The 26,486-nt window shown below is 54.0% G+C and carries 28 protein-coding genes, 1 tRNA gene and 11 pseudogenes; 17 read left to right on the forward strand and 23 right to left on the reverse strand.

All coding sequences use genetic code 11. The features are described from left to right. Window positions 1–16: 16 nt before the first annotated feature. Window positions 17–322 (forward strand): annotated as a pseudogene (locus tag AABM54_RS14810) (SOS response-associated peptidase family protein); the annotation flags it as partial. A gap of 148 nt (window positions 323–470) precedes the next feature. On the opposite strand, the gene AABM54_RS14815 reads toward AABM54_RS14810, so the two are convergent. Together AABM54_RS14815 and AABM54_RS14820 are read right to left on the reverse strand one after the other, a co-directional pair. Next, window positions 471–1,502, reverse strand: a complete 1,032-nt coding sequence (locus AABM54_RS14815; protein ID WP_347900743.1) for a hypothetical protein — start codon at window positions 1,500–1,502, stop codon at window positions 471–473. Next, the gene (locus AABM54_RS14820; RefSeq protein WP_347900744.1) at window positions 1,453–1,782 is read right to left on the reverse strand and encodes a hypothetical protein; all 330 of its coding nucleotides are present in this window, start codon (window positions 1,780–1,782) and stop codon (window positions 1,453–1,455) included. The genes AABM54_RS14815 and AABM54_RS14820 overlap by 50 nt, the downstream gene beginning before the upstream one ends. 1,377 nt (window positions 1,783–3,159) lie before the next feature. On the opposite strand from AABM54_RS14820, the pseudogene AABM54_RS14825 reads away from it, so the two are divergent. Then, a pseudogene (locus AABM54_RS14825) lies at window positions 3,160–3,497 on the forward strand (integrase); the annotation flags it as partial. A 362-nt stretch (window positions 3,498–3,859) separates the two neighbouring features. Beyond that, window positions 3,860–4,069, forward strand: coding sequence for a hypothetical protein (locus AABM54_RS14830; RefSeq protein WP_347900745.1), 210 nt, complete (start codon window positions 3,860–3,862; stop codon window positions 4,067–4,069). 95 nt (window positions 4,070–4,164) lie between these two features. Here the strand turns inward: AABM54_RS14830 and AABM54_RS14835 are convergent, their stop codons facing one another. From AABM54_RS14835 to AABM54_RS14850, 4 genes and pseudogenes are all read right to left on the reverse strand, one after another. Next, on the reverse strand, window positions 4,165–5,655 hold the full coding sequence (locus AABM54_RS14835) for a DUF1254 domain-containing protein (protein ID WP_347900746.1): 1,491 nt from the start codon (window positions 5,653–5,655) through the stop codon (window positions 4,165–4,167). 19 nt (window positions 5,656–5,674) lie between these two features. Continuing rightward, window positions 5,675–7,133: pseudogene (locus AABM54_RS14840) on the reverse strand (DUF1254 domain-containing protein). 222 nt (window positions 7,134–7,355) lie between these two features. Beyond that, on the reverse strand, window positions 7,356–7,793 hold the full coding sequence (locus AABM54_RS14845; RefSeq protein WP_347900747.1) for a GNAT family N-acetyltransferase: 438 nt from the start codon (window positions 7,791–7,793) through the stop codon (window positions 7,356–7,358). Between the two features lie 293 nt (window positions 7,794–8,086). Continuing rightward, window positions 8,087–8,428 (reverse strand): annotated as a pseudogene (locus AABM54_RS14850) (DUF4113 domain-containing protein); the annotation flags it as partial. Window positions 8,429–8,661: 233 nt separating this feature from the next. Here AABM54_RS14850 and AABM54_RS14855 point away from each other — a divergent pair. The 4 genes and pseudogenes from AABM54_RS14855 to AABM54_RS14870 all read left to right on the forward strand — a co-directional run bounded on the left by AABM54_RS14855 (window position 8,662) and on the right by AABM54_RS14870 (window position 11,261). Continuing rightward, entirely contained in the window at window positions 8,662–9,012 is a 351-nt protein-coding gene (locus AABM54_RS14855; RefSeq protein WP_347900748.1) for a hypothetical protein, read from the forward strand. A 643-nt stretch (window positions 9,013–9,655) separates the two neighbouring features. Continuing rightward, complete coding sequence (locus AABM54_RS14860) at window positions 9,656–10,207, forward strand: hypothetical protein (protein WP_347900750.1); 552 nt, start codon at window positions 9,656–9,658, stop codon at window positions 10,205–10,207. Window positions 10,208–10,268: 61 nt separating this feature from the next. Then, a pseudogene (locus AABM54_RS14865) lies at window positions 10,269–10,827 on the forward strand (SOS response-associated peptidase); the annotation flags it as partial. Window positions 10,828–11,051: 224 nt separating this feature from the next. After that, on the forward strand, window positions 11,052–11,261 hold the full coding sequence (locus AABM54_RS14870; protein WP_347900751.1) for a hypothetical protein: 210 nt from the start codon (window positions 11,052–11,054) through the stop codon (window positions 11,259–11,261). A 174-nt stretch (window positions 11,262–11,435) separates the two neighbouring features. Here the strand turns inward: AABM54_RS14870 and AABM54_RS14875 are convergent, their stop codons facing one another. The 6 genes and pseudogenes from AABM54_RS14875 to AABM54_RS14900 all read right to left on the reverse strand — a co-directional run. Then, window positions 11,436–11,942 carry an N-acetyltransferase gene (locus AABM54_RS14875; RefSeq protein WP_347906208.1) on the reverse strand — a complete coding sequence of 169 codons (507 nt, stop codon included), beginning with the start codon at window positions 11,940–11,942 and terminating at the stop codon, window positions 11,436–11,438. A 3-nt stretch (window positions 11,943–11,945) separates the two neighbouring features. Further along, window positions 11,946–12,503 (reverse strand): annotated as a pseudogene (locus AABM54_RS14880) (HD domain-containing protein); the annotation flags it as partial. A gap of 16 nt (window positions 12,504–12,519) precedes the next feature. Beyond that, a complete protein-coding gene (locus AABM54_RS14885; protein WP_347900752.1) occupies window positions 12,520–12,777 on the reverse strand; it encodes a YjhX family toxin in 258 nt (85 codons plus the stop codon). A 45-nt stretch (window positions 12,778–12,822) separates the two neighbouring features. Continuing rightward, window positions 12,823–13,389, reverse strand: a complete 567-nt coding sequence (locus tag AABM54_RS14890) for a class I SAM-dependent methyltransferase (RefSeq protein WP_347906210.1) — start codon at window positions 13,387–13,389, stop codon at window positions 12,823–12,825. After that, window positions 13,355–13,999 carry a MerR family transcriptional regulator gene (locus AABM54_RS14895; protein WP_347900754.1) on the reverse strand — a complete coding sequence of 215 codons (645 nt, stop codon included), beginning with the start codon at window positions 13,997–13,999 and terminating at the stop codon, window positions 13,355–13,357. Before AABM54_RS14895 ends, AABM54_RS14890 begins: the two co-directional genes overlap by 35 nt. A 285-nt stretch (window positions 14,000–14,284) precedes the next feature. Further along, window positions 14,285–14,698 (reverse strand): annotated as a pseudogene (locus AABM54_RS14900) (DUF4113 domain-containing protein); the annotation flags it as partial. Between the two features lie 674 nt (window positions 14,699–15,372). Between AABM54_RS14900 and AABM54_RS26910 the strand changes: the two are divergent. Next, window positions 15,373–15,645: pseudogene (locus AABM54_RS26910) on the forward strand (aegerolysin family protein); the annotation flags it as partial. A 964-nt stretch (window positions 15,646–16,609) separates the two neighbouring features. Here the strand turns inward: AABM54_RS26910 and AABM54_RS14905 are convergent. The 8 genes from AABM54_RS14905 to AABM54_RS14940 all read right to left on the reverse strand — a co-directional run bounded on the left by AABM54_RS14905 (window position 16,610) and on the right by AABM54_RS14940 (window position 19,486). Continuing rightward, complete coding sequence (locus AABM54_RS14905) at window positions 16,610–17,110, reverse strand: lysis system i-spanin subunit Rz (protein WP_347900755.1); 501 nt, start codon at window positions 17,108–17,110, stop codon at window positions 16,610–16,612. Further along, complete coding sequence (locus AABM54_RS14910; RefSeq protein ID WP_347900756.1) at window positions 17,107–17,535, reverse strand: structural protein; 429 nt, start codon at window positions 17,533–17,535, stop codon at window positions 17,107–17,109. Before AABM54_RS14910 ends, AABM54_RS14905 begins: the two co-directional genes overlap by 4 nt. A 61-nt stretch (window positions 17,536–17,596) precedes the next feature. Continuing rightward, complete coding sequence (locus AABM54_RS14915) at window positions 17,597–17,818, reverse strand: hypothetical protein (protein WP_347900757.1); 222 nt, start codon at window positions 17,816–17,818, stop codon at window positions 17,597–17,599. Window positions 17,819–18,161: 343 nt separating this feature from the next. Further along, window positions 18,162–18,395, reverse strand: a complete 234-nt coding sequence (locus AABM54_RS14920) for a hypothetical protein (RefSeq protein ID WP_347900758.1) — start codon at window positions 18,393–18,395, stop codon at window positions 18,162–18,164. A gap of 68 nt (window positions 18,396–18,463) precedes the next feature. Beyond that, window positions 18,464–18,652 (reverse strand): hypothetical protein, encoded by a 189-nt coding sequence (locus AABM54_RS14925; protein WP_347900759.1) that lies wholly within the window; start codon window positions 18,650–18,652, stop codon window positions 18,464–18,466. Beyond that, the gene (locus AABM54_RS14930; RefSeq protein ID WP_347900760.1) at window positions 18,649–18,858 is read right to left on the reverse strand and encodes a hypothetical protein; all 210 of its coding nucleotides are present in this window, start codon (window positions 18,856–18,858) and stop codon (window positions 18,649–18,651) included. Before AABM54_RS14930 ends, AABM54_RS14925 begins: the two co-directional genes overlap by 4 nt. A 53-nt stretch (window positions 18,859–18,911) precedes the next feature. Further along, window positions 18,912–19,172, reverse strand: coding sequence for a hypothetical protein (locus AABM54_RS14935; protein WP_347900761.1), 261 nt, complete (start codon window positions 19,170–19,172; stop codon window positions 18,912–18,914). 2 nt (window positions 19,173–19,174) lie between these two features. Continuing rightward, window positions 19,175–19,486: a peptidase M48, Ste24p gene (locus tag AABM54_RS14940; protein WP_347900762.1), complete on the reverse strand. Its 312-nt coding sequence runs from the start codon at window positions 19,484–19,486 to the stop codon at window positions 19,175–19,177. Between the two features lie 363 nt (window positions 19,487–19,849). Here AABM54_RS14940 and AABM54_RS14945 point away from each other — a divergent pair, with 363 nt between their 5' ends. The 3 genes from AABM54_RS14945 to AABM54_RS14955 all read left to right on the forward strand — a co-directional run bounded on the left by AABM54_RS14945 (window position 19,850) and on the right by AABM54_RS14955 (window position 21,414). Next, on the forward strand, window positions 19,850–20,251 hold the full coding sequence (locus tag AABM54_RS14945; RefSeq protein ID WP_347900763.1) for an IS5 family transposase: 402 nt from the start codon (window positions 19,850–19,852) through the stop codon (window positions 20,249–20,251). A gap of 84 nt (window positions 20,252–20,335) precedes the next feature. Beyond that, the gene (locus AABM54_RS14950) at window positions 20,336–20,704 is read left to right on the forward strand and encodes a transposase (RefSeq protein WP_347900764.1); all 369 of its coding nucleotides are present in this window, start codon (window positions 20,336–20,338) and stop codon (window positions 20,702–20,704) included. 92 nt (window positions 20,705–20,796) lie between these two features. After that, the gene (locus AABM54_RS14955) at window positions 20,797–21,414 is read left to right on the forward strand and encodes a hypothetical protein (protein WP_347900765.1); all 618 of its coding nucleotides are present in this window, start codon (window positions 20,797–20,799) and stop codon (window positions 21,412–21,414) included. 118 nt (window positions 21,415–21,532) lie between these two features. Here the strand turns inward: AABM54_RS14955 and AABM54_RS14960 are convergent. Continuing rightward, window positions 21,533–21,793 (reverse strand): annotated as a pseudogene (locus AABM54_RS14960) (hypothetical protein); the annotation flags it as partial. Between AABM54_RS14960 and AABM54_RS14965 the strand changes: the two are divergent. Continuing rightward, window positions 21,792–22,295: pseudogene (locus AABM54_RS14965) on the forward strand (DNA methyltransferase); the annotation flags it as partial. The pseudogenes AABM54_RS14960 and AABM54_RS14965 sit on opposite strands and share 2 nt — an antisense overlap. Window positions 22,296–22,479: 184 nt before the next feature. Here the strand turns inward: AABM54_RS14965 and AABM54_RS14970 are convergent. Then, window positions 22,480–22,677 (reverse strand): hypothetical protein, encoded by a 198-nt coding sequence (locus AABM54_RS14970; protein ID WP_347900766.1) that lies wholly within the window; start codon window positions 22,675–22,677, stop codon window positions 22,480–22,482. 955 nt (window positions 22,678–23,632) lie between these two features. Between AABM54_RS14970 and AABM54_RS14975 the strand changes: the two genes are divergently transcribed. From AABM54_RS14975 to AABM54_RS14995, 5 genes and pseudogenes are all read left to right on the forward strand, one after another. Then, on the forward strand, window positions 23,633–24,067 hold the full coding sequence (locus tag AABM54_RS14975; protein ID WP_347900767.1) for a hypothetical protein: 435 nt from the start codon (window positions 23,633–23,635) through the stop codon (window positions 24,065–24,067). Window positions 24,068–24,114: 47 nt separating this feature from the next. Next, entirely contained in the window at window positions 24,115–24,441 is a 327-nt protein-coding gene (locus tag AABM54_RS14980; protein ID WP_347900768.1) for a hypothetical protein, read from the forward strand. Window positions 24,442–24,612: 171 nt separating this feature from the next. Continuing rightward, complete coding sequence (locus AABM54_RS14985; protein ID WP_347900769.1) at window positions 24,613–24,819, forward strand: hypothetical protein; 207 nt, start codon at window positions 24,613–24,615, stop codon at window positions 24,817–24,819. Window positions 24,820–24,872: 53 nt separating this feature from the next. Continuing rightward, on the forward strand, window positions 24,873–25,109 hold the full coding sequence (locus AABM54_RS14990; protein WP_347900770.1) for a DUF4224 domain-containing protein: 237 nt from the start codon (window positions 24,873–24,875) through the stop codon (window positions 25,107–25,109). A 3-nt stretch (window positions 25,110–25,112) separates the two neighbouring features. Continuing rightward, window positions 25,113–26,182, forward strand: a pseudogene (locus tag AABM54_RS14995) (tyrosine-type recombinase/integrase). Window positions 26,183–26,280: 98 nt separating this feature from the next. On the opposite strand, the gene AABM54_RS15000 reads toward AABM54_RS14995, so the two are convergent. Next, window positions 26,281–26,354, reverse strand: a tRNA-Cys gene (locus AABM54_RS15000). Window positions 26,355–26,486 lie beyond the last annotated feature (132 nt).

The raw sequence follows: 26,486 nt of genomic DNA on the forward strand, positions 1-26,486 counted from the left end.
ACTTTCTGCAGAAAGGTGTGCCGCTATCGGCCAGCACCCTAGCCCGAAACACCTGCCAGGTGAGCATGATGGCTTCGTGATCATCACCGCCGACAGTGCCGGGTGAATGGTGGGCATTCACGACCGGCGGCCGGTGACGCTATTGCCAGAGCTGGCACGGGAATGGCTGAACTCGGCCACCCCCAAGGAGCGCGCCGAGCGGATGGTACTGCACCAGGGAGAACCGGCAGAGATATTCGAGTGGTTCAAGGTCGATTACGCTGCAGGTAATGTGAGGAACCAATGGGGAAATTTATTATCGCCCAAAGCAACACCCTCATAGCGCTACGCCTACCTTGACTGGAACGGGATGGCCAGCGCCTATGAAGTTCAATTCATGGTTGGCTGCTCACCACAAACACCGGCCTTCCTCTATTACACACGCGTATTTCTGGAGTAGCGTCTGAAACGCTGACCTCTCGTAGCTTAGGCTATGAAAGTACGGACCAGTTAACCGCCATAGCCATTGCTGCAGCATCAGAGCGATCCACATTATCCACATAGATGATATTTGGATAGCTCGTTGGCGATATCTTCGGATACAGACGATCTGCAAGAACTCCGCTGGCGATTTTAGCCAAGTCGATGATGCTATATGCCGTACCTAGAGCACAAGTTGCTGCCTGCACTCCATCTTGGGTGAGCGTCCAAGACAGCAAAAAATACTGCCTATCAGAGCTTTCCCTCATTTTCTTGACTTGATCCTCCACCATTGTATTCAAGTCATTAGTATCCGAGTACTTATTATATACATTAAAGCTGTTATATTTATAAAAACCTTTACCCAGCCTCCCCCCAAAGTCGATACCACCCTCCTCGACTATCACCAACACAGCGGCCCGACCATCAACAAATCTACCCAACTCAAAATCTGTTAAATCAGAATCCTTATCAGCAACATACAGATTGCCAAGACCATCCAGGCTATTAAACAACCTATTCCATTCCGACTGGTCAAACGGCCTATAGGAACTATTGCCAACATCGGTATTAAGTGAGTGTGAAAAATTCAGTACCACTAGCTCATTATGACTTCCAGCGAAGGCATTGACGTCTGATATGATCGACTGAATAGACTGACCATTGGCCCCCTGCCAAGAGGAACCAACCTTTCCATAGTGGCCCGTATAAAATCCCCCACTACTAATTACGGGGCGAATATCAAAATACCTGACCCCAAGCTTTAACTGATGTCCGACATCACGACTTTGCGTCAAGGTGTTACAGTCGAAAGCCCCCGCTGTACCGGTTCCTCTCGCGCTCATCCCTGAATCATGTGACCCGGCGATGCATATCTCCTTCAGCTTCTTCCCTTTTAACAGCCCAAGGTTGTTTTTCATCCAGTTGGGGGCATCAAGATTGGTGCCCGTGTAATTACCTTGGACGCCAGCCAACACAAAGTTTACATAACGGTCATGGACCCAACCAATTGATAGCGTGGACCCTCGGATTACCATCAGCATTAAGATTCTCAAAATAGATTTGGATATTAAAACCATTCTTCGCTCGAGCCTGAACTTCAAACTTCAACCCTGAAGTACCAAACGTATACTGCGCCTCACCAGCATCATCCTTCTGATTAGTGCCAATGCCTTGATCCCACTCAACATATACATTCGCACGACTTCTCGCCGAAATTTTTTTCGGAAACGACCAAGCGTTCATTTGATACTTTTCTAGCTTCGTGAGTTCCCAATCACTATCCGTTGCATTCACCAGAGTAACATAGCCACCTTGCCCCATGTCAGATATCCTTCTCAGCTCAATTTAAGTAACACCCTCCAGATGCCACCGAATATTCAACTGCAACCACTTAATTGCTCAGCGACATTCGAACCACAAAACACCAACAAGACTCTAGACTTGAAAGACCATTTGTCAAAATTGATACCTCCACACCAAAACAAAAGACAGCCAATAGACAAACATCTTATTTAACAATCACTTCCCAATAGAGTATGCGATCACGGCAAAAAATCTGGCTGTGTTTTAGACGACAGAATTCCTTGATGCAAATCAGATAGCCCACAAAACTCTTGCATTTGACGCGACTGCGCAGCATCCATTCAGAGACACCCTTGGGGGGGGGGGGCAGCACTCCACTCATTCACCTTGGCTAGCCTCAACGCCGTCAGTCCTTGATCTCCGTCGCCGGTAATTCCGATAGCGGGATTCGGTCCAGAGCGCCCAATTCAGAGTGCTCGTACCTGGCATGCTAATTTTTACGACCGTAAATGTAGGTCTGTGCGAAACGGCCCTGACGTATGCCAGGCACATAGCCAGAGCGGTCGGCCTGATGGACCAGCCCCTTTGTCACGACACTAATAGCCAAAGGCTATCATTGACGCAAGCACACCCCCCCACCGATCATTACAAATTAATTACAAGTCGAATATTGATCTCGTGTTCTAAAAACCATGGAGGGTGTTTTTTGAAACTTATTCTTGTTACCTTCTCGATTCTTGCGTGTTCAGCCGCTTATGGACTGGATACTAAAATTACCTACCCAGAAGACCCGCATACGAATTACTCGATAGTTTCCATTGAAGAGTCGGGCGCGAATCGAACCGTTATAACAAAAGTTGCAAAGACTGAATTCACAACGTATGTGAAGAGAGAATTCAACTGTAGCAATTCAACAGTTCGCTATTTAGGATCGAGTAACACGCCTAGTAGCTTCAATCCTCAGGGGGAGGATGAGTATTTCTCTAGAGTGGATATCACCACACTGACTGCCTTGGTGGGGAGCGAGGCTTGTCGAGAATTTCCAGCTTCGCAGACTACTATTCAGTGACAAGCAGAAACTGTCACGACAAACTCCTTCTCTGTAGTGGTCTAATGAAAGCTGCCCACCCCGCACTTACAACCTCGCCATCCATGGACCGGTAAAGAGTCATAAGGCCGGGTGAACCGCTGAAACCATAGCTCACCCGCGGCGTTCGTCACCTCCCCTTAACAAATTTCAACAATCTACCAACCAGCCTGCCGGTGAACGGCGGGCGAGGACTTATCTCTGCCCGCAATAAAGCTGTTCGGCCTGCTCATGGCTACCCTGTTCTACATCGTCATCACTGGCCTCTGGTTCGCCTACGGTGTGCCGCCGATGTTCGAGGATGGTTCGGTACCCGCCCTGCTGATGTCCTCAAGGCATCGACCAATGAGGCGGGCCAGGGCAAAACGGAGAAACACCTGCGTATCCGCTTGTATGACGGCAATGACGCATCGGCGCTCTGCTCGAGCGCAAGGCTCAAAAGCTCAAGCCTGATCACGAATCAAGCCAGGCTGAAAATGAGCTATCCCATGCTGCGAAACCGCTGGGACTCCGCGATATCCGACCGAAAGCGGCCAGCGAAATTGACGATATCAGTCATGCCAGTCGACTACTGGGCCACTCAACACAAGAGATGACGAAGAAGGTTTATCGCCGTGTTGGAGAAATCGTAAGCCCGACAAAATAACCGAGGGTTACGGAACACCCCCTGAAAATTGCGAAACACTTCACTTTCCTGAAGACAATAAAAAACCCCATAACTCGTTGAGTTACGGGGTTTTTAAGAGTGGAGGCCGAGGTCGGAATCGAACCGGCGTAGGTGGATTTGCAATCCACATATAAATCTTTATATTTCAATATCTTAGATGAAAATCAGTTCCGCAGCTTCGCGATTTCAGATGGCCTACAGGCCCCTAACTGCGCGGCATGCACCTTTGATTGCGGAACTGATTTTTGCCCCTCCTCCGGCGTTCTGCCGACCAAGATCCCCTCCCACTATCGTTTCAACATTCTCTACTGCTACGCTGCCCTCCCCACGGAGGAATCGCGATGCCAAATTCAGATCTACTCCCTTCCCTGCTGTTCAAGCTCAACGAAAACCAGCTCGCCCTCGAAGCTGCCATCCTGGAGCTTTCAAATTGGGTTGAGCAACGCGGATCGGCCGACGTCGCCGACAACGTGCGTGGTGCCCTGGATACGATTGGCCGCAACGAGGAGTTCATCAAGATGACGCTTGCGGTGCTGATGGCGCCGGAGTGACGTCAGACTGGCAGTTATCGTCCCAAAGCTGACGGTCAAGAATGCCGAAGACATGAGTGCTTTAATGCACTCATGTGGTTCAGAAACATCTCAGATCATTGTTTCATCAAGTCCCCGGGTTTCCATGCCTTGTCGAAGAACTCCTTGGTCGGGCCGTACAACCGCAGAATCACGAAGTAGCCTTCGCCTGGCAGGGTTTTGATCCAGTTTTTACCGGCGCCGGGTGAGTCTGGGCCGAAGTGTACGTCGATTGAGCCGTCGGTGTTGGTGACGGGTTTGTCCATGGTGTTCAGCGATGGGAACGGCTGGCCGTTATCCAAGCCTGATGCAGTGATCGAGTCATACGCCGTCACCGACCAGAACAATGCCGCCGGAATACCTTTGGGCAGGTTCAGCGAGTAGCTGTTGCTGCCGGACAGGAATTGGCCTTTGGCATCGACGAAGGTGGCCGGGTACTTGGCGCCGACGTTTTCCATGTTCACCGCCATGCCCGGGCTGGCCGAGTAGGCATTGGTGAAGAAACCGGTGCGCGGGTCGATGTAATTGAAGGTGTCGGCGGTGAACGTCGCGTTGCCGGGGAACACGTTCAACCACTTGCGATCCGGATACCAGGTGCCATTGGCGACAATAGTCTGCGGCGTATAGGAAATGGCATGGCCAATCTTGCTCGCGGTTTTCGCGGCCTTGTCGAGCAGGTCGCGGGTGGCAGGCTCCGGTTTGAACGGTGTGCCTTTGACGATACCCAGTGCAGCGAGCATGCCGCGCATTTCCATGTCTTGCGGGTCGACGTATTCGTGGTCGATGAACCGCGACAGCATGTCGAACGCGCTGCCGTCGGTGGGGTAGAGCATGTTGACCGGGGTTTTCGAGGCGTTGGGAAATTGCATCGCTTTGGCAGTGGCTTGTTTGCCCAGCGGATAGATGCGCGTCTGCTCCATCACCGTAACCGGTGCCACCAGCTGTTTTGGGTCTTTGAAGAAACCACGCCAAAACACGAATACGCCGTAAGTGCGCGAGCGGTAGGTCAGATAGCCCGGCGGTACCTCTCCTTTGTAGTCCGGTGGCAGCACCAGATACTTGGCGCCCTTGCCTTTGTCCGGCCCCGGCAGCCCGACATCACCACACCACTGGCGACCTTCGATCTGGCCCTCGGAGCAGATCGGCCGCTGGAAGAAGTCATCGAGAATGCCCTGCAAACCAGGCGGGACTTCGATCACCATCGGGCCGTCCTGTTTGAGATCCAGGTAACCCATGGCGTAGATCACGTCGGAGTTGGGCGTGGTGACGCGGGTCTTGGCGTTGAGGCGATCCTTCCAGATCGGCAGAACGTTGTAACCGGCGCCGAAGGCTTTTTCCGAGCCTTCTTTCATGGCGTACATGTTCAACGCCGGCAACGCCCAGATGTACGACTGCGCGGCGCGCTGGAACAACAATTCGTTTTGCAGTTGCGCTACGCCTTCCAGTGTCGGGTACCCGCCGGTAAACGGCAGATCAGCCAACTGTTCATAGTGCGTGGCGGCCTGCGCGCTGAGGCTGATCGACATGGCCAGACCCGTTGCAGTCAGTGATTTTGCAAATGTGTTCATCGCGAACATCCTGTTCCGGTCAGTTGGCTTTTACTACGGCTGGCGGAACCCACTGGCCATTCAGCGCGGCCAGCTCAGGCCAATACGCGCGGATGTACAGCGAGAAATCAGCGCCTTTGGGCGTCGGCAGCCAATTGCTTTCCTTGTCCTTGCCCGGCGATTCGCTCTGCACGTAAATCGTCAGCGAGCCATCGGCGTTCGCTTGCAGTGATTTGTTCTTGGTGCCGATCGAGTAACGCTTGAGGTCATTCGGGGAAAAGAAGTGCTGTTCGTTGTACAGCGTCAGCGACCAGAAGCCTTTCACCGGCGGCAGTTGTCCCTTGGCGAAGGTCACGGAGTAGCTGTTCTGCCCATTGAGACGCGTGCCGGACTTGTCCAGGTCCTGATAGAAGTACTTGGTCTCTTTCGGTTGATTGACGAAAATATTCGAGCGCGCCACGGCGGTACGGCTGAAGTAGTCGGTGCCAAACGCTGCACCGTTGCTGATGGTGCTCCAGTGATCGGGCAGTTGCAGGCCGTAGTTGCGAAACTGCAACAGCGGATCGATCACTTCGCTGTCGGCTTTTTTCGCTTCATCGATCATCGCCGCCTTGAGTTGCGGATCGGCCTTGGCGATGGCAGCGAGAGCGGCCATTTGCGAGTAACGGGCTTCTTCGCCCGGCAACGGTTTGGCGTCCTTGAGTAGTGCTGGCAACTCGTCGAAGAATTTCTCCGGCATCACCCATTTGGTTTCGCCACTGCCGGCGGCCTGCGCGGGGAATTTCGGCAGTTTTGCCCAGTCGCGGTGTTTGACCTTGCCGTCGTATTGCGACAGTGGGTACATATCGACGCCTGACAACGATGGCTGAATGGCTGCGCGGTCGGCGGCGGTATCGTCCTGGAACACTCGGGGAATTACGAAGCCGGTGTTGGTGCGTGCCCGGAATACTTTGGTGATGCCCGCCGGAACCTTGCCATTCCAGTCTGGGCCAACCAGCAAATAGAAGCCGGGTTTGCTGCCGTACATCTTGCCGAGCTCAGCAAAGCTGTCGGAGCGCAAATCCACCACCTGATAGACCCAGAAACGGCTGCCGAAATCCGGCACTTGCAGCACCACCGGTTCCAGATCCAGCGCGATGCTTCCCGCGCCGTACACCACATCCTGATTCGGGCACGCTACCAGACGTTCGGGCCGGATCAATGTAATCACTGAGCATTGACAACCGATTGATCGGTGCGACCGGGACGATGCCACCCATCAAGCCAGGCTCGGGCAGGTCTTTGAAGGCCTGGCGGCGGTTGAAAATATTGGCCATCGGCCAACCCCAGAAGTACGCCTCGCGCGCCATCATGCGCACGTAGGGCTCGGTGACCTTGGTGCCGGTGACGGGGCCGGAAACTTCGTCAGCGCGGCTTTGCGGTGCCAGCAGGGTTGTGGTTGCCAGTGCACCAATCAACGTCAGTGCGAACAGGTTCAGGCGATGGGGCGATTGATTCATAAAGCATCCTTACTTGCGGGATCACCCTTTGCAGGTGAGTCGCAGGAAAGATAGCCCAAGTTTGGCGGGGTGACGCCTGAACGGCTTGAACGCCTGCTTTTGGCCGAATTTTGCCTTTCACGACCGGCAGAAGACGACCCAATGCGGACGCTGACCAGAATTTGGTTAAGGGGCGGGCTTTAGTCCGTCCCAGTGAGCGAAGCGAACGGTTTGAACCAGTTGTTATGCATGTTTTACAAGCCGTTTCTTTAAATGATACAGCTTAGTCCCGATTGGTCGATCCTCAAGAACACCATAAATCTCATACCCATGCTGCTCATAGAACTGTTTAGCATCAACGGTTTTTAAGAATGCAACTACTGCCCCATTGTTGGCGCCAACCGTTTCTGCTTTTTCCAATAGCATAGAACCTACTTTTCTACCGCGATGAGATTCCTTAACCCAAAAGGTATCAATTTCTAAGCCATCCCAGTAACAATTACAGCTTATTGCACCGATGTAGTCGCCTACTTCATCGTGTGCAACCACCATAAATATTTTATCTTCCGATTCTGGCGGTAGATTTGGATATTTAATTCGAAGATATTCTGAAAACCTGTTATTCAGAACTCCTTGATCCTTTTCTGTTGGAGAACCCAATATATCAATCTTGATTTCCACTTTATTGCTCCGACCATTAAAGCTTGAGGTGCCGTACGGCTTTTGGCATAACAATTAATTTTGCGACATGCGATGTCGCATAACATTCCATGTTCATGCGTAATCCCTTGAACAATCAAAAAATCGAGTCTGTAAACGCGCCATCAAGAAGGGGGAAAGCGGCATATTTTTTTGCACATTACTGACGTATTAGCTGCGTGTCCATGGTCTGCTTTTGGCCGATTTCTGCCTGTCGCCACAGTCAGCTTTGGATCGCAACGTAGAGCGTGCATAGCTCCCAGCCTGCCTTACGCCTACCGGCATGAAACCCGCCACAGCTGATCAAGCCGAGTCGTATAGCTCTGACTCATCATTTCGCGCCGCATGGCCCAATCCGGATGGCTCGGTACGCTGGCAGACCGAAGCGTCCCTCTGCCCCAGCGGCCGTTGATCTGATCCAGCACACCCATCAGCTTGGTCGAGACACCTGGCTGTGACGCGGCAAACAGGTCCTCAGTGAATTCGCCCGGCTGGCACAGGTTCAGCAGCATGACCTCGGTCTTGCTGTAATTGAAGCCCGGCCGGAAGACATGCTCGAGCGCATCGACCGCCACCCTGGTCAGCAACTGCACATCGTCGGTCGGATATGGTAGGTCAGGCGCCTGCCGGTTCCGGTTCTACCCTAAATTGCGCCCCGATACCCCGTCCCCTCTGAACCACCGTTGTGGGCTTTGAAAAGTCGGGGCGCAAGACCTGCACTGGCGTGGCCTGCTTTCCAACGAAGGGTTCTCGGAAATAGTCGAAAAAATTAAAGACTCAAGGCTTCCAAAAATAGAAACCCGACTATAGTAATTTTGACCAACTTCGGTCGAACAAGGAAGTCAACGACATGTCTAATACTAAAATTACGATAAATGCGATTTCGGCAATAAATCTGACGAAGATTTCAGAAAGTGGCAGCGGGGCGACGCTGGTAAATCTGACGACAGGTAAGTACGCAGTCACGCTGTCAGAAGATACGATGAAATTTGGCGGCAACGCTTATATACAACAGGTTATTCTCTTCAATACGACTCCGCTCAAGGATGGAGAATATGAAAAATGGTTTTATACAGTTAACACGTCGGAAGGAACGGTAATTAAAGTTGACGGTGACTATCCTGTCTATGTTTTTATAGTAGATCAACTCTCGGTCAGCGATAACTCTGGAAGCGCGACGGTAACATTCACTCCCGTTTAAAATCCGGAATAAATCGAAAAGGGGACTGTTTTATTTACAGCCCCCTGCTCCAGACCCCAAGACGCCTGGCGCGGCACGTTTCCTGATAAACTCGGCGCACCATCAAGCCGGCGCCCTACCCATCCGCGCCGGCTGCACTCAAAGCGACAGACACTCCAGCCCTTGAACACCGTCCGAGCCCTCTCACCGCTTCTCCGTGGCCCCTATGATGGATTGGGCGTAGCACTCCACGAAACCCCGGCCAGACTGGCCAATCAGCTACAACACCTTCGCTTTGTAGCAATTTCTAAGCAAGCTCTAATGACTGCCTGACAGGGGTACTACCGGTATTTTGCTTGAAGTTTTTTGAAGGAGTGAAAGCCACCCAGGCGAATATTCGTGACCATGTGCAAAAAATATATCACCCCACTTGGGGTCTATTTAGAGTTAGGTAGGATCATCAAGTGGCGAAAAAATCGATAGATATATACCAATAATAGAAATCTGCCCAATCCTCAAATTTATCTTTTATACACCGTGAGCTTTTCCGGTGACATGTAGCCATCCTCTTATTCGACTATCTACTTCCTCAGCTTCTTGCGAAAAGCTACGCCTGTGCTACACCTAACCGTTCAAGGAAGTTGTTCAACCAAAGGATTACCCAATGACAATCTACAGAGTTTATGTCCGAGGCCACGGTGGCGAAGAGGCGCAGAAGTTGCCTCCATCAAAGGATCTTCCGATCAGCATGATCACACTGGGTCAGTTTGGCAGCACCATGTCCGATGAAGTCGCGGATGACTATATCTATCATCATCGCGGCATTGATGACATCAAGGCGCAGATCAGAGACGAGGTCGTCATCTACTGGACCAAAGCGCAGCGCGACGACTGGTATGACCATCAACGCCTGAGCTACTCGAAGCCCGCCCTAGGCATCAATCCCTATGAAACCCTGACCCAGAACCTCGCGCTAGATGGAGATCGTGACATCGGCGATTGCGGCGTTTGTTACTGGAACGAGCCGAAAGCGGAGTTGACGTGGATTGTCAAACTGCGCCATGGCGAAACGATTCTCCTATCGGAGATCCTTGCGAAGTTGCAAGACATGCTCCACGGGGAGCAAGACTCCATCGAACTGTTCTGGACGGCCTGCATGAGTGCCAAGTACTGGAGCGGCAACGCCAAGAAGGTCTCTTTCAACCCTACCAAGTAGGCGGTGGGCAATGGCTGAATAGAAAACTCAAAGCATTGATGAAAGCATATCCGCCGATTCACCGACGACAGAGGTCGCCCTACTCCACCTCGAGGGCGACACCTTGCATGCTGACCGGGTGCGTTGGGGGTGGCGCCCGCACTGGGCGAAGGACCGCGCCGCACCGATCAATGCCAGGGTGGAGAAAGTCGCGCACGGGCCATTCTTCCGGGCGATCTGGCCGCACCGTGCCATCACCCCTATCGATAACTGGTTTGAGTGGGTTGATGAAGGCGGGCCGAAGAAGCAACCTTACCTCATCCGGCACCGGGATGGTTCGCCGATTCTGTGCGCCGCCATCGGCCCAACTGCCCGACGCCGATGAAGGTGCCGGAGAGCATGACGGGTTCGTGATCATCACCGCCGACAGCGCTGGGGGTATGGTGGACATTCACGTGGTCCTCGCGCCAGAGTTGGCCCAGGACTGGCTGGACCTAGACACACCGAAAGAGCGCGCCGAGCAAATGATTCTGCATCAGGGTGAGCCCGCCGAAGCCTTTGAATGGTTCAAAGTCAGCACCTCGGTGGGCAATGTGTGGAATCAAGGGGTTAATTTAGTGATTCGAACACTCGACCCCTAGCACCCCATGCTGGGGCCACAAAACACCTAACCTATTGTTTTTAAAAAGATATACCCACCATTCAGTCGGGCAAAATATCCGTACTTTTGTGCTTATGCAAACGAGAAACTGCGGCCTCCAGCGGTGGTTTTGCGCACACCCATCCTCCCGGCGTCCTGCCGACTATTCCCCTACCGCTTCAACATTTCATACTGCTACGCCGCCCTCTCCACGGAGGACTCGCGATGCCAAATTCAGACCTACTCCCTTCCCTGCTGTTCAAGCTCAACGAAAACCAGCTCGCCCTCGAGGCCGCCATCCTGGAGCTTTCAAATTGGGTTGAGCAACGCGGATCGGCCGACGTCGCCGACAACGTTCGCGGAGCCTTGGACACGATTGGCCGAAATGAGGAATTCATCAAGATGACGCTCGCGGTGCTGATGACGCCGGAGTGACGTCTGACTGGCAGTTATCGGCCAAAAGTAGACGTTCAACTCGCTCTGCTTTTGGCCCATTGAAGAGCTGCACCGAATGACTGCAATTCACTCGAAGAATTGATTTAGCCGCCGGAATGGGCTCGGATCAACCAAGCGTTATCAGATGAAAGTACAACCTGGTAGCCGCAGGCCTCACTCTGGGGCGTCGAAGGATTCGTGGTATTGCACAGTGCCTGCTGGCAAATCACCGCTGAAGGCCAGTGCTTGGAAATACTCATGAGGAATCCCGGGCAACTCCAAACCAATGTGAGCTTTGAAGCCAAAACGACCATAGAAGCCAGGATCGCCCAACACTACGCAGCCAGTTGCTCCTTGGCCTTTCAATTCCGCCAGAGCGGCTTTCATCAAGGTTGAACCAATGCCTTGGCCCTGTCGGTTCGGCCAAACCGATATCGGCCCGAGCCCGTACCAGCCTTTTGTGCCGGACGATACCGTGACCGGGGAAATAGCGACATGTCCAACGATTTCATCATGGTCTAGTGCGACTAGCGAAACGGTTAATTTTCCGGCGCGACGGAGCGCATCGACAATCAAGTGCTCGGTGTGGCTGGAATGCTCTTCCTGTTCAAACGCCGCGACGGTAAGGGCGGTAATGCGCTCGATGTCTTCAGGTTGTTCGTTTCGGATTTTCAGATTCATATTGAGTTTTTCTCTAGTGTCTTGATCGATCAGAGTACGCAATGTGTCAAACAGCGCAGTTGCCTTGGTGTATTGAATCCCGTAAGTCAGGTTAAAGGCGTAATCGAAGTCGGGCGGGTTGATACCCTGGTTGTGTTGCAGAATCGTCTCTAGTTTGTCGAGCGCCTTGACCGCAAGAGCCTCTGCAGAGGCTGCATTTTCGTAGTCTTCCCAGAGTGCCAAAATTTCCTCTTGCAAGGCCTTATCCAGAGTGCGCGTCAGATGCAAAAGGTCAGCGCGCTCTTGCTCACTTTTATCTGGGAAGTCGCTCTTGTTCACGGCGGGGATATCTCCGCTTATGGCTTCCCCCAAGTCATGAACGAGGCAGAGTTTGAGTACTTTCAGAAGATCAAGGCCTTTGAGTTCATCAGCGAAAACCATAGCCATCAAACTCAATCGCCAACTATGCTCAGCGGTACTTTCCTGGCGGCCAGAGGAAGTGTGAGCACTTCTAAGAACGCTTTTGAGTCACTCCGATTCGCGCAGGAACGCCAAGCGTCCTTGTACTGTTTCAATGTTCATGAGACGCCTCTATTAATTAGCGGTTGTCCAGTTGCGAGCGCACGGCCTGCAACCCTGACTTGTTGACTCGGTAGGGCTGACCGTTTGTGGATTTTAGTAAACGCTTGGCCTTGAGCTTGTTGAACACACTAAGAGTGCAGTCGGAAAGTACATGGCCTTCCCGGGTATAGCATTCGACTGTTCTGATCCGACCTGACGCATCGCGTTGGTGAGAGATGCGCCCGCCTTTTGCGAGGACGTGTAACGTCCGTTGTTCCTGTTTGGAAATATTCATGGTTTCGACCCAAAAATGTCAGGGCGCAGTGAGTATGTGCCGACGCTAGGCGCTGTTTTTCTGCAAGATGAAAAACTGATAGCCATAGTCATCCAAGAAGCGGTCATGGATATCAATCTCGTCCTTGATGTCTGTTAGAGCTTTTGAGGAAAAGCTTTCTGCGGACAACTCGGCAATCTTTTCACGCAACGGCGCCAAGTAGTTTTCCCAAGCATGGAGACTCAAAGGGAAACTGTGCAGGACTTGATAGCCCAATGAGTTGATACCTGACACTCGACGCTCAAGTGTTGTCATGTCAGGGTAGTTTTTTTGCCAGAACGATAACACTTCAGAATGGGGCTGATCGGTGAACCAGATCAAATCACTCACCACCAGAAACCCTTCCGGCTTAATAAACGGTCTCCAGCTTTTCAGGGCGCTGCCAAAGCCCATGATGTAAGCACTACCCTCGGCCCAGACGGTATCAAATGAACTACGTTCAAACGGCAGTTCGGTCATGCTGGCGCACAGTAGCCGGACGCGAAGATCCAATGCATTGGCAGTGACCGCTTCCCTCAGTCGGGCCAGGCTGTGCTCATCATTGTCCAGAGCGGTAACCAGGCCCTTGGGTATGTGTTGCCAACAACAGCGTGCTCAGACCTCGGCCGCAGCCGATGTCCAGTAGGCTCTGCGGCACAATGGGTAAGGCACCGAGGGCTTCTAATGTATCTTCAATAGAGCCCGGCCCCAGGCGATCCAACCCATCAAAAATTCGCTCGAAATCGGCCATGTAATGATCATGTTCGTTCATGTCCCTTGATAACCACTTCAAGCGTAATGCCTGCTTTTCGTTGAAGCCTTGTTTCAGCAACCAGGCCAAATGCGCCCCCGGTGCCTGATTCTCCAACGCTTGGTGCCAGTCGCGCATAGAGGCCTTCCCCAGCATTGCGGCGAGCAGATCTCTGGATCGCTGTTTTTCCGCAATCTCTTGCTCCAACGCCTGCAAGCGCTCAACTAACAATGACCTGTCGATGCGCGTATCCAGACAGGCCTGGCACTCTTTTAAAGTCAGCCCACCGGCTTGCAGTTGCTGCAGTAGCTTTAGCTGCTGCAGGTCATGTTCTGAGTACGCCCGATAACCATTGGCCTGCCGCTTGGATGAGATCAGCCCTAACTTCTCGTAATAGAGCAGCGTAGAACGGCTCAAGCCCACCTTTAGTGCCAGTTCGGAAATGCGATACATGACCTTTCCCTCGTTCCATGGCGTGAACCATAAACTATGAAGTTATAGACAGGTAAAGAGGAAATTGGCTGGGGAGTCTTTTTTCTTTGCAAAAAAATCCAGCATGGGCTGCAGCAATTTGCGCTCTGAATGATCGCTTCTGTTCGGTATTTTTCTATGAAAAATCAGAGTCCGGGGCGAAAGCGGTGATTAGTGAACGTCCACGGTTGGCCGATTACTGCCTGTCGCCACCGTCAGCTTTGGATCGCAACGTAGAGCGTGCATAGCCCCCACTCTGCCTTACGCCTACCGGCATGAAACCTGCCACAACTGATCAAGCCGAGTCGTATAGCTCTGACTCATCATTTCACGTCGCATGGCCCAATCCGGATGGCTCGGCACGCTGGCAGAGCGAAGCGTCCCCCTGCCCCAGCGGCCGTTAACCTGATCCAGCACGCCCATCAGCTTGGTCGAAGCACCAGGCTGCGATGCGGCAAACAGGTCCTCCGTGAATTCGCCCGGCTGGCACAGGTTCAGCAGCATGACCTCAGCCTTGCTGTAATTGAAGCCAGGCCTGAAGACATGCTCAAGCGCATCGACCGCCGCCCGAGTCAGCAGCCGCACGTCGTCGGTCGGGTACGGCAGGTCGACCACCACACCGTTGGCGTACTTGGCTTCCTCCTGACTGAACATGCCGGTGTGGATGCTCACGCGTTTTTGGCTTGGGGCCTTAAAGGGCTTCAGGGGGGGCTTTGAGCCCCCTCCTGAAAGACGCAGGATCGGTACAGCTCACACCCACCCCCGGCGTCCTGCCGGCCGAACACATCTTCGCCCCCTAACCCGCACAGCTTCCAAAATGTCCGTTCCGACAGGCGGTAATCTTCATGATTGATTCTTTTCTAGTGTTTGTTTCGTTGCTGGAGCCCAGCTTAGAGCCCCCGCACTCACCAAACGAATCCTCAATCTGAGAGAAGCACGAAATCTGCACCGCACTTCCATCGCGCAACTGAGACTATAAACTTCAAAAAAAAAGATCAGCTTAGAACTCGAAACAATCGACAACTAGGCCAAACCAAACAAACCAGCAAGGAACGCTACTTCTATGGAAGTTCCTAGACTGCGGCACTTCCATTACCACTGGCGACCAGATCAATAGCATTATCTCCACGCAGGAGAATATTAATCACGAGCGCTTAATACCTGCGACAAAAAATAACAACAACTCATTCTAAAGCAACCGGAGAGCTATATAATGGGCGCATCTGAAAAATTTTATCTAAACATTGCCAATCAATCAAAAACCAAAACACTAATCTTTCAAAGTATTCATTTTGACTGGGGGAGAGAGACGAGCCCCCATATAATTAAAGTCCCCCCCAAAAAAAACAGTTCAAGTCTTAGTTGCTCAAGGCAGGGATAACACCTCCTCAGGTACAGAGGGTTATATTATTTATGAAATTGAAGGCCTTCCTGGCAGATGGGTAAAAGCATCATGGGATGTGCCTTGGAAATCAGGAGCTACAAATACATGCTCCCTTAGCACAAGCGATGACAATACAAAAGAAGACACTGAGGGAACTATCCTTTGGGAAAACGAATCACCTTCAACCAGCAGTGGCACAAGCTTATCAGTATTAGTTAAATTTGGATTTGTAATAGAGCTATGAGAGCGATACAAAAAACAACTTAAGTACCTTGTAAGCGTCATATAATTATCAGCCCGGCCCAGCGCCGGGCTTCTTGTTTCTGCACGACTTGGTCTCACTTCCTCAGGCCATCATAGGCCTGCTCACACGTCACTCCCCTGCTCCGGCTTTAGTCGGCATCTGCCATCACTGGCACGCACCAACCGCTGCCACCAACACCCGCTCGTACCCGATCCTCTGCCGACGCTCTGCCAGGAGCGCACGCACCTTCAGCTCCAGGCTGTCGGCCTTCTTGAGGCCATCAGTAGCCCAGACTGGCACCGGAACCGCCGACACCCTGCACAGTACTTGCACTGGTACCTCTACGCGGATGGTCCGCACCTCCGGCTCCCGGATGCGCACCCGGCCAGCACCACCTTCGCGCTGCGGGCATCAGCTTTGCTTGCTGCTAATCGGTGGTCTAAGGTGGGCAGAAATCTATAGGGGTTCACCATACGCCTCACGAACCTAAAGCGAACTCAGCAACCTTGTCGATGTAGACGCTAGGCTTAATGGGGAGTTAAATTTTGTTGCTACGAAAACTTCTACCTTTCTGCTTTCTATTCACAGGTGCAGCCAACGCATCCTATGTGATGCAGTGCACTCTTGATGGTGTCGTTGTCTCAGAGCCTAAGATCAAACCCTCGTACTTGCGAAACGGTCAGGGGCACGAGATAGAGCGGGAGGTAATGCGATTCCAGTTCGCTGTTCAGGCGGCATCAGCCGCTGCTCGCGCTGACAGTGATTGTGGCCGGACACTCGGGGGCAAGACTATAGCGGTGCTTCTCAATGCTAGTTATTCGAGGGCAAAAAACATTCGGAAAAATGATCGACTATCGATCAACTATCTGAAAAAGTCAGATCGTGGGATGCCCGAGAGAATTTCGTTCTCCTTGCCAGACTAAGTTTATGGCACAGCCCCGCGCCGGGCTTTTTGCTTCCTCCCCTACCGACACACCTCCTGCACGTACCGCTGCAACCCCCTTAGGGCAGCTTGGTCGGCGATAATCCCGGCGCGGATATCGAAAACAGTTCGTCCAGCAGTTGGAGCGAGTTCGATGGTGACTGCATTGCCCAAGCTGGCGGTGCTGGTGGTACCGGACACGTCGCCGCCACCGGCACTACAACTGCCCGCGATGCGCAGCCTGCGAGCAGAGTCGTCAGCAGCACGGCGTAGCCTTTCGTTTTCAGCGAGATCACTGGCTTTCTCCTTGGTTGCTTTGGCATCGTTGTCGGCCCGAGCCTGCTCGGCAGCCTGCTGCTTCTCCAGTGCCTGACGGGTTTGGGTGTTCGCGGCGTTGCCAATAGCGGTCAGATCGGACTGGTGGGCAAGATTCAGATCTGCCAACTGTTTCCCATAGCGCCAGGCGTCCACTTTCCATGTGGAAAAAACGGAACACCCCACCAGCACGACCACGCCGACCAGCCGCCACGCCCCGGCATTCACAGCAGCGCCCTGCGCACCCCTTCCAGCAGTACCGGCTCCGGATAGGCGTACCCGGCGTTTTCATGGCGAATGATCGCCTTGACGAAGCCCTGCATCACCGCCGAGGTGGTCAAGTCGACTTCAGCGCCCGGCCGGGTGCCGGTGCTCGCTTCGACGGCGCGCACATACGCCGCCGTGTTGTTCTCGTTGGTCGGCGCCCAGCGGCCGATGAGCGCCGCCACGGTCTTCAACTGGTGCTTGCGCTGGTAGGTCAGCAGCAGCTTGCCTAGGGCACGAATGCCGTTCTCGGCGCTGTCGAAGCGGGCAAAGCGTGGTTTCGGCACGCCGACTTCCAGGCCGAGCTGGCCCTGCCAGGCGTTACGCGGGCTGTAATCGATGTTTCCGGGGTTTTGGTTGCGCACTCCGCGCGTTTCGGTGATCGGCATACTGTTCTCCAGGCATAAAAAACCCGCTCAAAGGCGGGCGTGGGGTTCGGTTACGGGTCGGTTACGTCAGGTCAACGGCATTGAGCTGCGGCGAAGCGCTGATGTCGGGCGCGGCCGGTTCGGCTGGCCAGGTGGGTGCCGCCGGCCAAACCGCTTGGCCGGTGACCTTGCCCAGGGCGAACTTGTAGCTCTTCCATGCCCTCAAGGCCGGCAACAGTTCCGCCTGCTCATCCTCATCGCCTGGAGTGGATTCGCCAATCTCGATACCGTACGGCCTATCCATGGGTCACCTTGTGCTTGAAATGGTGGGGGCTTGCCAGAACTGGCAGGAGTTAACTCAATGCAGGAGACAGAGCTATGCCGGAGAATTATGCAGTTCCGCGCAAGTCAAGGATTGACGCAGTGGTTCAAGGTAGGCGCCACGGCGAACCTTTAGACCGGCTCTCTCTTGGCAGTTTGCTTTCGGATAGCGGATACATGAACGGGAGATTACTTCGGAGAACCGTACGACGATGAAGATACCGCATACAAAGAGTGCAAGCGTCTGAACGACATGCATGCTCAGTGATTAATCTGGCCTGCCATGCGCCCCCTATTCCAAGTGCTCGCATGAAAGGCCGACCCTCTTAGCGTTGACCATCATGCACAGTGACCCTCATCCCCGTAGACACAATCTCGTACTCAGTTTCGGAAATCTTATTCACGGCACCACCAAATCGCATTTCGAAATGCTTCAGGCCTTCATGTCGAACCATGCCGTTTGGCGAGCGCTCAACGGTCTCGTCCTGATAGATGTTAATCACGTAGTCCAAGTTATCCGTGCCAACCCCAACTATTTTTCCAACATATTTATCTGCCATGTCCGAACTCCTTGCGTGAAATCTCAAAGTAGCTGGTACTGACAGATCAATCCAGAGCTTTGAAAAGTTCAGCTCACCATGATGTTGGTCTGCACTTGGGCGTGCCCGTGCAAGAGAGATACGACCAGCCCCTGAGGCAGGCCGGCAGCCTTGGCAGCACCTACCGCCTTGGCGATGGCGATATCCAGAGCATTCACTGCGGACTGGATCTCAGGACTCAGCGGCAGCGCGTGGTGCAGTCGGGTGACGTTGCTCATGCCACCACCTCATACGCGAAAGCCTGATTTGCAGGCGCGGCAGTCACGAAGCGACAGCGATGGGTGTCGAACGCCTCACTGGTTCGAATGGTTCTGGCGTAGCTCGAGTTGGTCTTGCCTTCGAACCGCTCACGATGAACGACCACACCATCACGCAGGAACTCGACCTCGGCCGATCCCAGCAGCTTGCTGACGATTACTTTCATGACTTGCTCCAATGTCGCGACACGATTTGATAATTCGCAAAACGTGTCGCGACTCAGCGCGCCACTTCAAACACATGCCCACGCCTCGCCCAGGCATACGCCACCACACCGGCATGGATCATCACGGTGAACGGGCTCACGTAGTGCCCCTGGATCGCCGTGGCGAAATCACCGAACGCACCGATGGCCACCAGGTAGAACGAGATGCTGAGCATCGGTTGCTCGATCGGGCGTACACGGCGCAAGTAATCAATCGAGGCAATCACCACCAGCACGCACAGAAAGGCGTCTACGCCTCCCAAAATAGGATTCATGATCAGGCACTCCCGGTTACGCCGAACTTTCCAGCCAGCGCCTTGAGGCCGGGGATGATGTTCATCGCCAACAGGCCAATCAGAAAGGCCACACCGTTCTGGGTGTCGCCGTCTGGTGGAAGTCCGAAGTAGTGGACGGCAAGCGGTGTGGTGAAGATTGCCGACAGGAAGCCGGTGGCCACCGCCCAGAATGCCTGCTTACGCGTCAGGCCCTGCAACAGGGTCAGCGATACACAAGCGCCCGCGAAACCAGCCACAGCTACGCCGTACTTCGCGATGAGCGCAGCCGCAGCTGTAGATGCTGGTTCTGCCATTTTGATACTCCGGAAATGAAAAGGCCCCGCACGATGGCGAGGCCTTGAAATAGGTGTGCGTATCTTTCCACTCTGCCCGCAACGCTTCAGGCCTGCGGGGCCGGCAAGTGGTTAAACTTTAGATTGCTAGGGTCTGTACGAAAAGTCGCCGAGTGGCGATCAGGCAAGGCAAAAACAGGCGAGGAAGCGGAGTTTACGGGTTGTAAATGAGCATTCCGAGCCTGTTTTTAACGCAGCATGATCGACACGCAGGCAATTTTCGTACAGAGCCTAGGCTCTGTACGAAATCCGCCGAAACTCATTTGACTCCCACAAACGTCAGGAATCAGTAGAGTCCGCGTCCATCAAAGGCAGGAGCCCACGATGGCCAAACGGTACGAACTCCCCGACGCAGCCTGGGATCTGGTTGCAGACATCTTCAGTGAACCCCGCCGAAACGGACGCCCACGGGCAGATGATCGGCTGATGCTCAACGGCGTGCTATGGGTGCTCTGCTCAGGAACCGCCTGGCGTGACATGCCCGAGCGCTTCGGCCCGTGGTCAACGGTGTATCAACGCTTTCGCGACTGGCGTAATCGCGGGTCTTTCGACCAGATGCTCAAGCGACTTCACATCCGATTGAACGAGCAAGGCTTGATCGATCTGGAAACCTGGATGATCGACTCCACTGCTGTTCGTGCAACCCGAGCCTCATCAGGCGCCGGGAAAAAAGGGGGCCTGAAGAACCGCAAGACCATGCACTCGGGCGCAGTCGGGGCGGCCTGACGACCAAGATTCACATGCTGTGTGATGCCAATGGCGTGCCGCTGCGCTTTCTATTATCAGGTGGGCAAGCAAGTGATATCGCTTATGCCCAACCGTTGCTGGATGAGGCTTACATTCCAGGGCCTGCGCGGTCGTCCCCGCAAGCGCTGCCGCTGGTTGCTGGCCGACAAGGGCTATGACGCCGAAGCCCTGCGCCGCTACTGCGATCGTTATCGGATGCAGCCGGTAATCCCGCTGCGCAGCATGAAGCGCAAGCCGAAGCCGGGCTTGCCAAGACTGTTTGATCGCCCCAAGTACCGGCAGCGCAACATCATTGAGCGCATGTTCGGGTGGCTGAAGGAAAACCGCCGCATCGTTACGCGCTTCGACAAACTCGCGAAAAGTTATGCAGCGATGGTCTCACTGGCTTGTGCCATGCGGTGTTTGCGACATTACTTTTCGTACAGAGCCTAGATAACAGCTGCTGAGGGAGGCGAAGGCCTGAAGACATTCGCGGAACGATTGGCGATACTGTTACGCCATCATCCATGAAAAGGAATTCGCTTATGAAGCGTATTTTTGCACTTTCGCTTCTCACGCTCTCCCTCACCGCTTGCGATAAACCGGCAGAAAATACCAGCCAGACAAACCAGGTGTCCGCGCAGTGTTCCAAGGATACCGATTGCAAAGGCGACCGCATCTGTGAGAGCGGCCAGTGCACTAGCCCGAACACACAAACAAGTCTCACAGCTAATCCAAAACCTCCTGTGAATTTAGCCCCACCAGCACCCAGCATCGCTTATCAGCCAATACTGATCTCGGGTGACAAAATTGGCCCATTTACCATCAGCGGCCATGAAATCAACTACCAGTCTCGCGCTGGCGTCATGGATATCATGGCGCAAGTGATCGACGAGCCCGAGTACGCTACCTATGTTGGGATCGAAAAAGCCTACGCATTTGGCCCCAATAAATTCGTATTAGTCATCTCTACAGGCGAAGGCGGCAACAGCTGTCCTGCCACGACCTACGCCGTGAGCTTCGATACCCAAACAGAATCTGTCGACGGCAAGACATCAATTGACGGCTGCTCGGAAACAGTTGACTCACTGGCTGATGGGAACAAGCTCATCATTAAGAAAGATGGTGCATCCACCGAGGTGTACAACGGTTTAGTCAAATAAAGACGAAACCCAAATGAAAAACCCGGCTCGGTGGCCGGGTTCAGGTAATTTGTGTGCGTGTTGCGTGAATTGCGCACTATGGGAAAATTACGCGCAATTCCCCGTCACGTCAATATGTTTATGCCGCCTCTTCTTCTTTTTCCGCGTGAATGACCTGCCATACCGGCTGTTGCGCCTGAATATCCGCTTCCTTGATGACTTCTTTCAGGGATTCCCATAGGTCGAGCCAATCGCGCGCCCAGTTCTTCGGATCGATCGTCACGCCGAAGAAAGCCTTCATCTCGGCAGCGATCCGGGCCGGCCCCCACTCTGCCGCCCCGACCACTTCCCCCTTGTACGATTGCAGCGCTAGGGTCACCAAGTATTGCGCCTTTAACCGACTTTAGCAAGATGTTCTCGCGCAGATCGGCAGTGGTCGGGCCAACGGCGGGGCCAAGAGCAACGGCAACATGAAGGCAGTGGCCAGGAAATCGAACGGGGTCGGCTGGGGTCATGGCACTGATGGTGAAGACCGCGCCCGTGGCAGGATCAAGGATAACGAGTCGATGAACTCAGCCCTTGCCGTAATGCCGACGGAGCGAAACAAGCGCAGCGTTTGGACAGTGGCCACCCACAGCTTCAAGGGCGCCCACTTCGCCACCTTCCCGCCGGACCTGATCCGACCATGCGTTTTGGCTGGGGCCCCGCGCGGCGGCGTGGTCCTCGACCCATTCGGCGGCGCCGGGACCACAGCAGTCGTCGCCATGCAGGAGGGTCGCAAGTCAGTACTCTGCGAACTCAACCCAGACTATGCCGCTATGGCTGAGCATCGGATTGCGGCGGCATGGCTCGACGGTGCGGCCCAGATGGATGTGCTTCATGATTCTGCGCCAGCCGCGTGACCACTTTTAGCTACTGAGGCTTTCTTGCCAGCACGGTGGCAGCCATGCCCCCGTAAGGGTGACCTGCTGTTTGGTAGACGCTACCGCTATCAGGCAGGACCTATCAGTAACTGACTGGCTGCTTCGAAAACGCCAGCGCCACGATCGACTTCAAGGTACACAGGGCCTGACTGCAGTCCCGAACTCAGTTGGGCGTCTCACTAACAACTTCCCACCTGCTTTTGTATGGGCGGGCATCATCACCAAAGCTGCAACCTAAACTAATGTCACCTACCCGCTTGATATTGTAAGGGCGGATCGTTTCGGTTGGCTTGCCGCCGCCCCAAGGGCTGAAGGTTTCCTTCACGGTAACCTTGTAACCCTTTTGGGTATCACTATTCACTAGGTGCGCCCACCTTCCCGCCATCGAAAATCCACATGGTTCTACGTATTTCACATTCACTTTTGTATCAGCAAATGCTGAAGCGGTGAGCATTAGTGCAACTGACAACGCCGTTAGTCTAGGTATGCGCATATCCACCCCCAATAGACGCGTAACTGGCGAGGCACCAGCACGGAAGAAATAGCAAGGCTGTCGCCGTGGTTCGCTGGATTGGAATCAGGCTCGCTCGGCAACCCGCCTGATAACGATAATCAGGAGACAAGGAGCTTATGTTTATCCGCCTCATAGCTCGACAGGAGTGGTGATGAGTGTGTGACTTTGTTCAAAGCAATCCAGGCTCTTGTGCGCTCCACATCGAACGACTGCTTTAGCCCGGCCATTGTGTCGACCAGTGTTCTTGAAATCCTATATCGGCCGCAGTCCACGCAATTGCGCTCATGCCAGTCGCCACCTGACTCGTAGGTTACCGCAGGCTCTTTGCAAATTAGGCAAGCCATCTCTACCACTCCTTGTGAATGACCAAACAACTGTAGCTGGTCGCTCCAACCTCACTACCCTCCACCGCCCGGGCATGACCCGGCATAGGACGCCCCATGCCCGCGGAAAACCAGCGGAGCGTCAGCCCCGCCCGCGCAATGCTTCAAGCAAGTGAGACATCCAATAGCTGATGATTCGCGATATCGACTGGAGTTATCCATGGAGGCTGCTTGTTTTCAGCTCGCATCGCCAAGTAAGTCCTGGTGCGCTCAATATCAAAGCGCTGTTTTCGCAACAACATTTCTTGGACCAGTTGCTTAGGCACCCCGTAATGTCCGCACTCTGGACAGTCCCTTTCCACAAAGTGGCCGGCTGACAGAATTTCAATGTCTCTGGCCCCGCAAATTATGCATGCCATTTTCCACCACTCCCTGTGAACGACTTACTAACTGTAGCCGACACCGGCAAAGGACACCTCATGCCCACAGAAAGCCAAATCGTTGAAACCGAATTTGACTTGTCGACCTCGGCAGGTGGGCGCGACTACATCGCCCACCTATTCAAGACTCAGCTCAAGCGTCATGACTACACCACCTACATCAACGAGCGACTGGCAGCTGACTTCGCCTGCACCCTGGCACGACACCTCGAAGATTCCAAGGCTCGCGAGAGCAGATTGCAAAAGCGCGTTGATGCGCTCGAAGCTGAGAAGTCGACGAACTGGGAGCGGACACGCGCGGCGATCCGCAAACACGCGCTCGACGACGCTGCGACCGTCTGTACCCGCCTGGCGCATGCCGAGTACTACCCGAGCAACACCCGGTTCCGCTACCACGTCCCGAAGAAGTGCGCCCAGCGCGGCGATCTGTTTATCAAGGCTGCAAACGCAATCCTCGATAGCGAAGCGCAGTAACTCCCTCCCCCTTCAAAGTCAGCCGCTATAGCGGTAAGGACGAAGTCATGCCTGAAGAAACTGTTTTGATTCAATCTGCCGCAGTCGTTCGCGATGAGAACGGCATGTTCTGGCACCCCGATCTTCCGGATTTCGAGGAAGGTGATGAAGGGAAGAGCAAGCAGTGGATCGCCGAACAGGGGCTGATCGTCGGAATGGTCAGCCTTGAGTTTGCAGACGCGGATGTCTCGGATCGCTACTTCGAATCCGGCGACCCTGATTGCAGCTACTGGGAGCCGGAAAGGCCCGAGGGCGAAGGCTGGTTCTGCTTGTCGATCCACGACACTGATGACGGCCCGGTCTGCTGGTGGGCTCGCCGTGAGGTGACCCCATAAAAGCTACCCACCCCGCACTTACAACCTCGCCATCCATGGACCGGTAAAGAGTCATAAGGCCGGGTGAACCGCTGAAACCATAGCTCACCCGCGGCGTTCATCTCGCTCCCTTAACAAATTTCAACAATCCACCTACCAGCCTGCCGGTGAACGGCGGTCGAGGAATTCTCTATGCCCGCAATAAAGCTGTTCGGCCTGCTCATGGCCGCCCTGTTCTACCTGGTCATCACCGGGCTCTGGTTCGCCTACGGAGTGCCGCCGATGTTCGATGAGGGTTCGGTACACGCCCTGCTTATCGCCGGAATCGGCACCGCCATCTGGCTTTGCGCCACCGGCTGTGCCGTCATTCACATCATTCAGAAAGTGCGGCCAGCGTAGGTCGGCTCGGGCTTTCATCAACTTCTGCCGCTGTGTACGGCATGGGGCATTTTATGGAAATTCAAACTGAAACTCTCGCCGAGGAAGAGTTGGTCGCCATTACTGGCTACCAATATCCATCACGCCAAGTCGGATGGCTTTCGAACAACGGCTGGGAGTACACACTAACCGGTGCCCGCAGGCCTGTAGTCGGAAGGGTTTATGCCAGGCTGAAGCTTGCCGGTGTCAAGCCTTCAGCAACGAATGCGGTCGCTGAGGCCTGGACATTAGACCTGTCGCGCGTGAGTTGAGTAATGCGAAAAAAGAAGACAGCCAACCTTGATCTGCCGCCACGGATGGTTCGGCGAATAAGGGAAATGAAGAGCGGTAAGGTAGTGGTTTGCTACTACTACTGCGGTAAAAACGCAGATGGGAAAAGAGTCGAAACACCGCTGGGCACCGACCTTGATGAAGCGAAGATAGAATGGGCGCGCCTTGACCGAAAGGCAGTTCCCAACTGCCCTCGCACATGATGGGGCGTCTGTTCGACGATTATGAAAGCAAGGTCATGCCCGGCCTGACAAAGGGGACCAGGGACGACTATGTGAAGGGCATGAAGCAGCTGAGGAAGGCGTTTGAAGATGCCCCGGTTGACGCAATGACACCGCAGCAGATCGCGCAGTACCGCGACACCAGGACAGCAAAAGTCAGGGCGAACCGCGAACTGGCCCTACTCTCAACCGTCTGGACCTATGCCAGGGAGTGGGGGCTGACCGACAAGGCCAATCCCTGCTCGGGTTTGAGGCGTAATAAGGAAACCCCTCGCGACTTCTACGCCGGCGATGTTGTGTGGAGCGCCGTTTACGAGGTCGCCCCACAGGAACTCAAGGATGCTATGGATCTGGCCTACCTCACAGGCCAGCGCCCCGCCGACGTGCTGAAGTCGTCCTCCACAGACCTGAACAATGGGTTTCTATCGGTAGGCCAAGGCAAGACGCAGAAGCGGCTTCGAATCAGGCTACTTGATGGCGAGGAGGCTTCAGTGCTCAGCGTATTCCTAGATGCTCTCTTGAAAAGGAAGGCTGACGCCGGGATCAGGACGTCGACCCTGATCACAAACAAGGCTGGACTGCGTATGAGCAACCAGATGCTGCGCAACCGCTGGGACGAAGCCAGGGAAATCGCAGCGGTGAAGGCGGCTGCGAGTGGCGATACTGCCCTAGCCGCAAGTATCAGACTGTTTCAGTTCCGAGACATACGCCCGAAGGCTGCCAGCGAAATTGAAGATATAAATAAGGCCAGCAGACTGCTTGGGCACTCGACCGAGGAGATGACGAAGAAGGTTTACCGTCGCGTTGGGGAGGTCGTGAGCCCGACGAAATGATGCTTAGTTGTGGAAGCGATGGATATAGTTGTGGAAGCGATGCTTTTTTCTGGGCAAAGAAAAAGCCCGTAGATCATTGATCTACGGGCTTTTAATAGTGGAGGCCGAGGTCGGAATCGAACCGGCGTAGGTGGATTTGCAATCCACTGCATAACCATTTTGCTACTCGGCCCCAAACATTCGATGCCATAAAGCAACATCCAATGCATACAAACCTGAACAGGTGAAAAAACGCACTTTAGCGCTCTAACTCCTTGAAAGCATTAACATTTTTAAAACGTCAGTGCTTTCGATGGCGTGAATT

The sequence above is a fragment of the Pseudomonas purpurea genome, from assembly GCF_039908635.1.
In the GTDB taxonomy this organism is placed as follows: Bacteria; Pseudomonadota; Gammaproteobacteria; order Pseudomonadales; family Pseudomonadaceae; genus Aquipseudomonas; species Aquipseudomonas purpurea.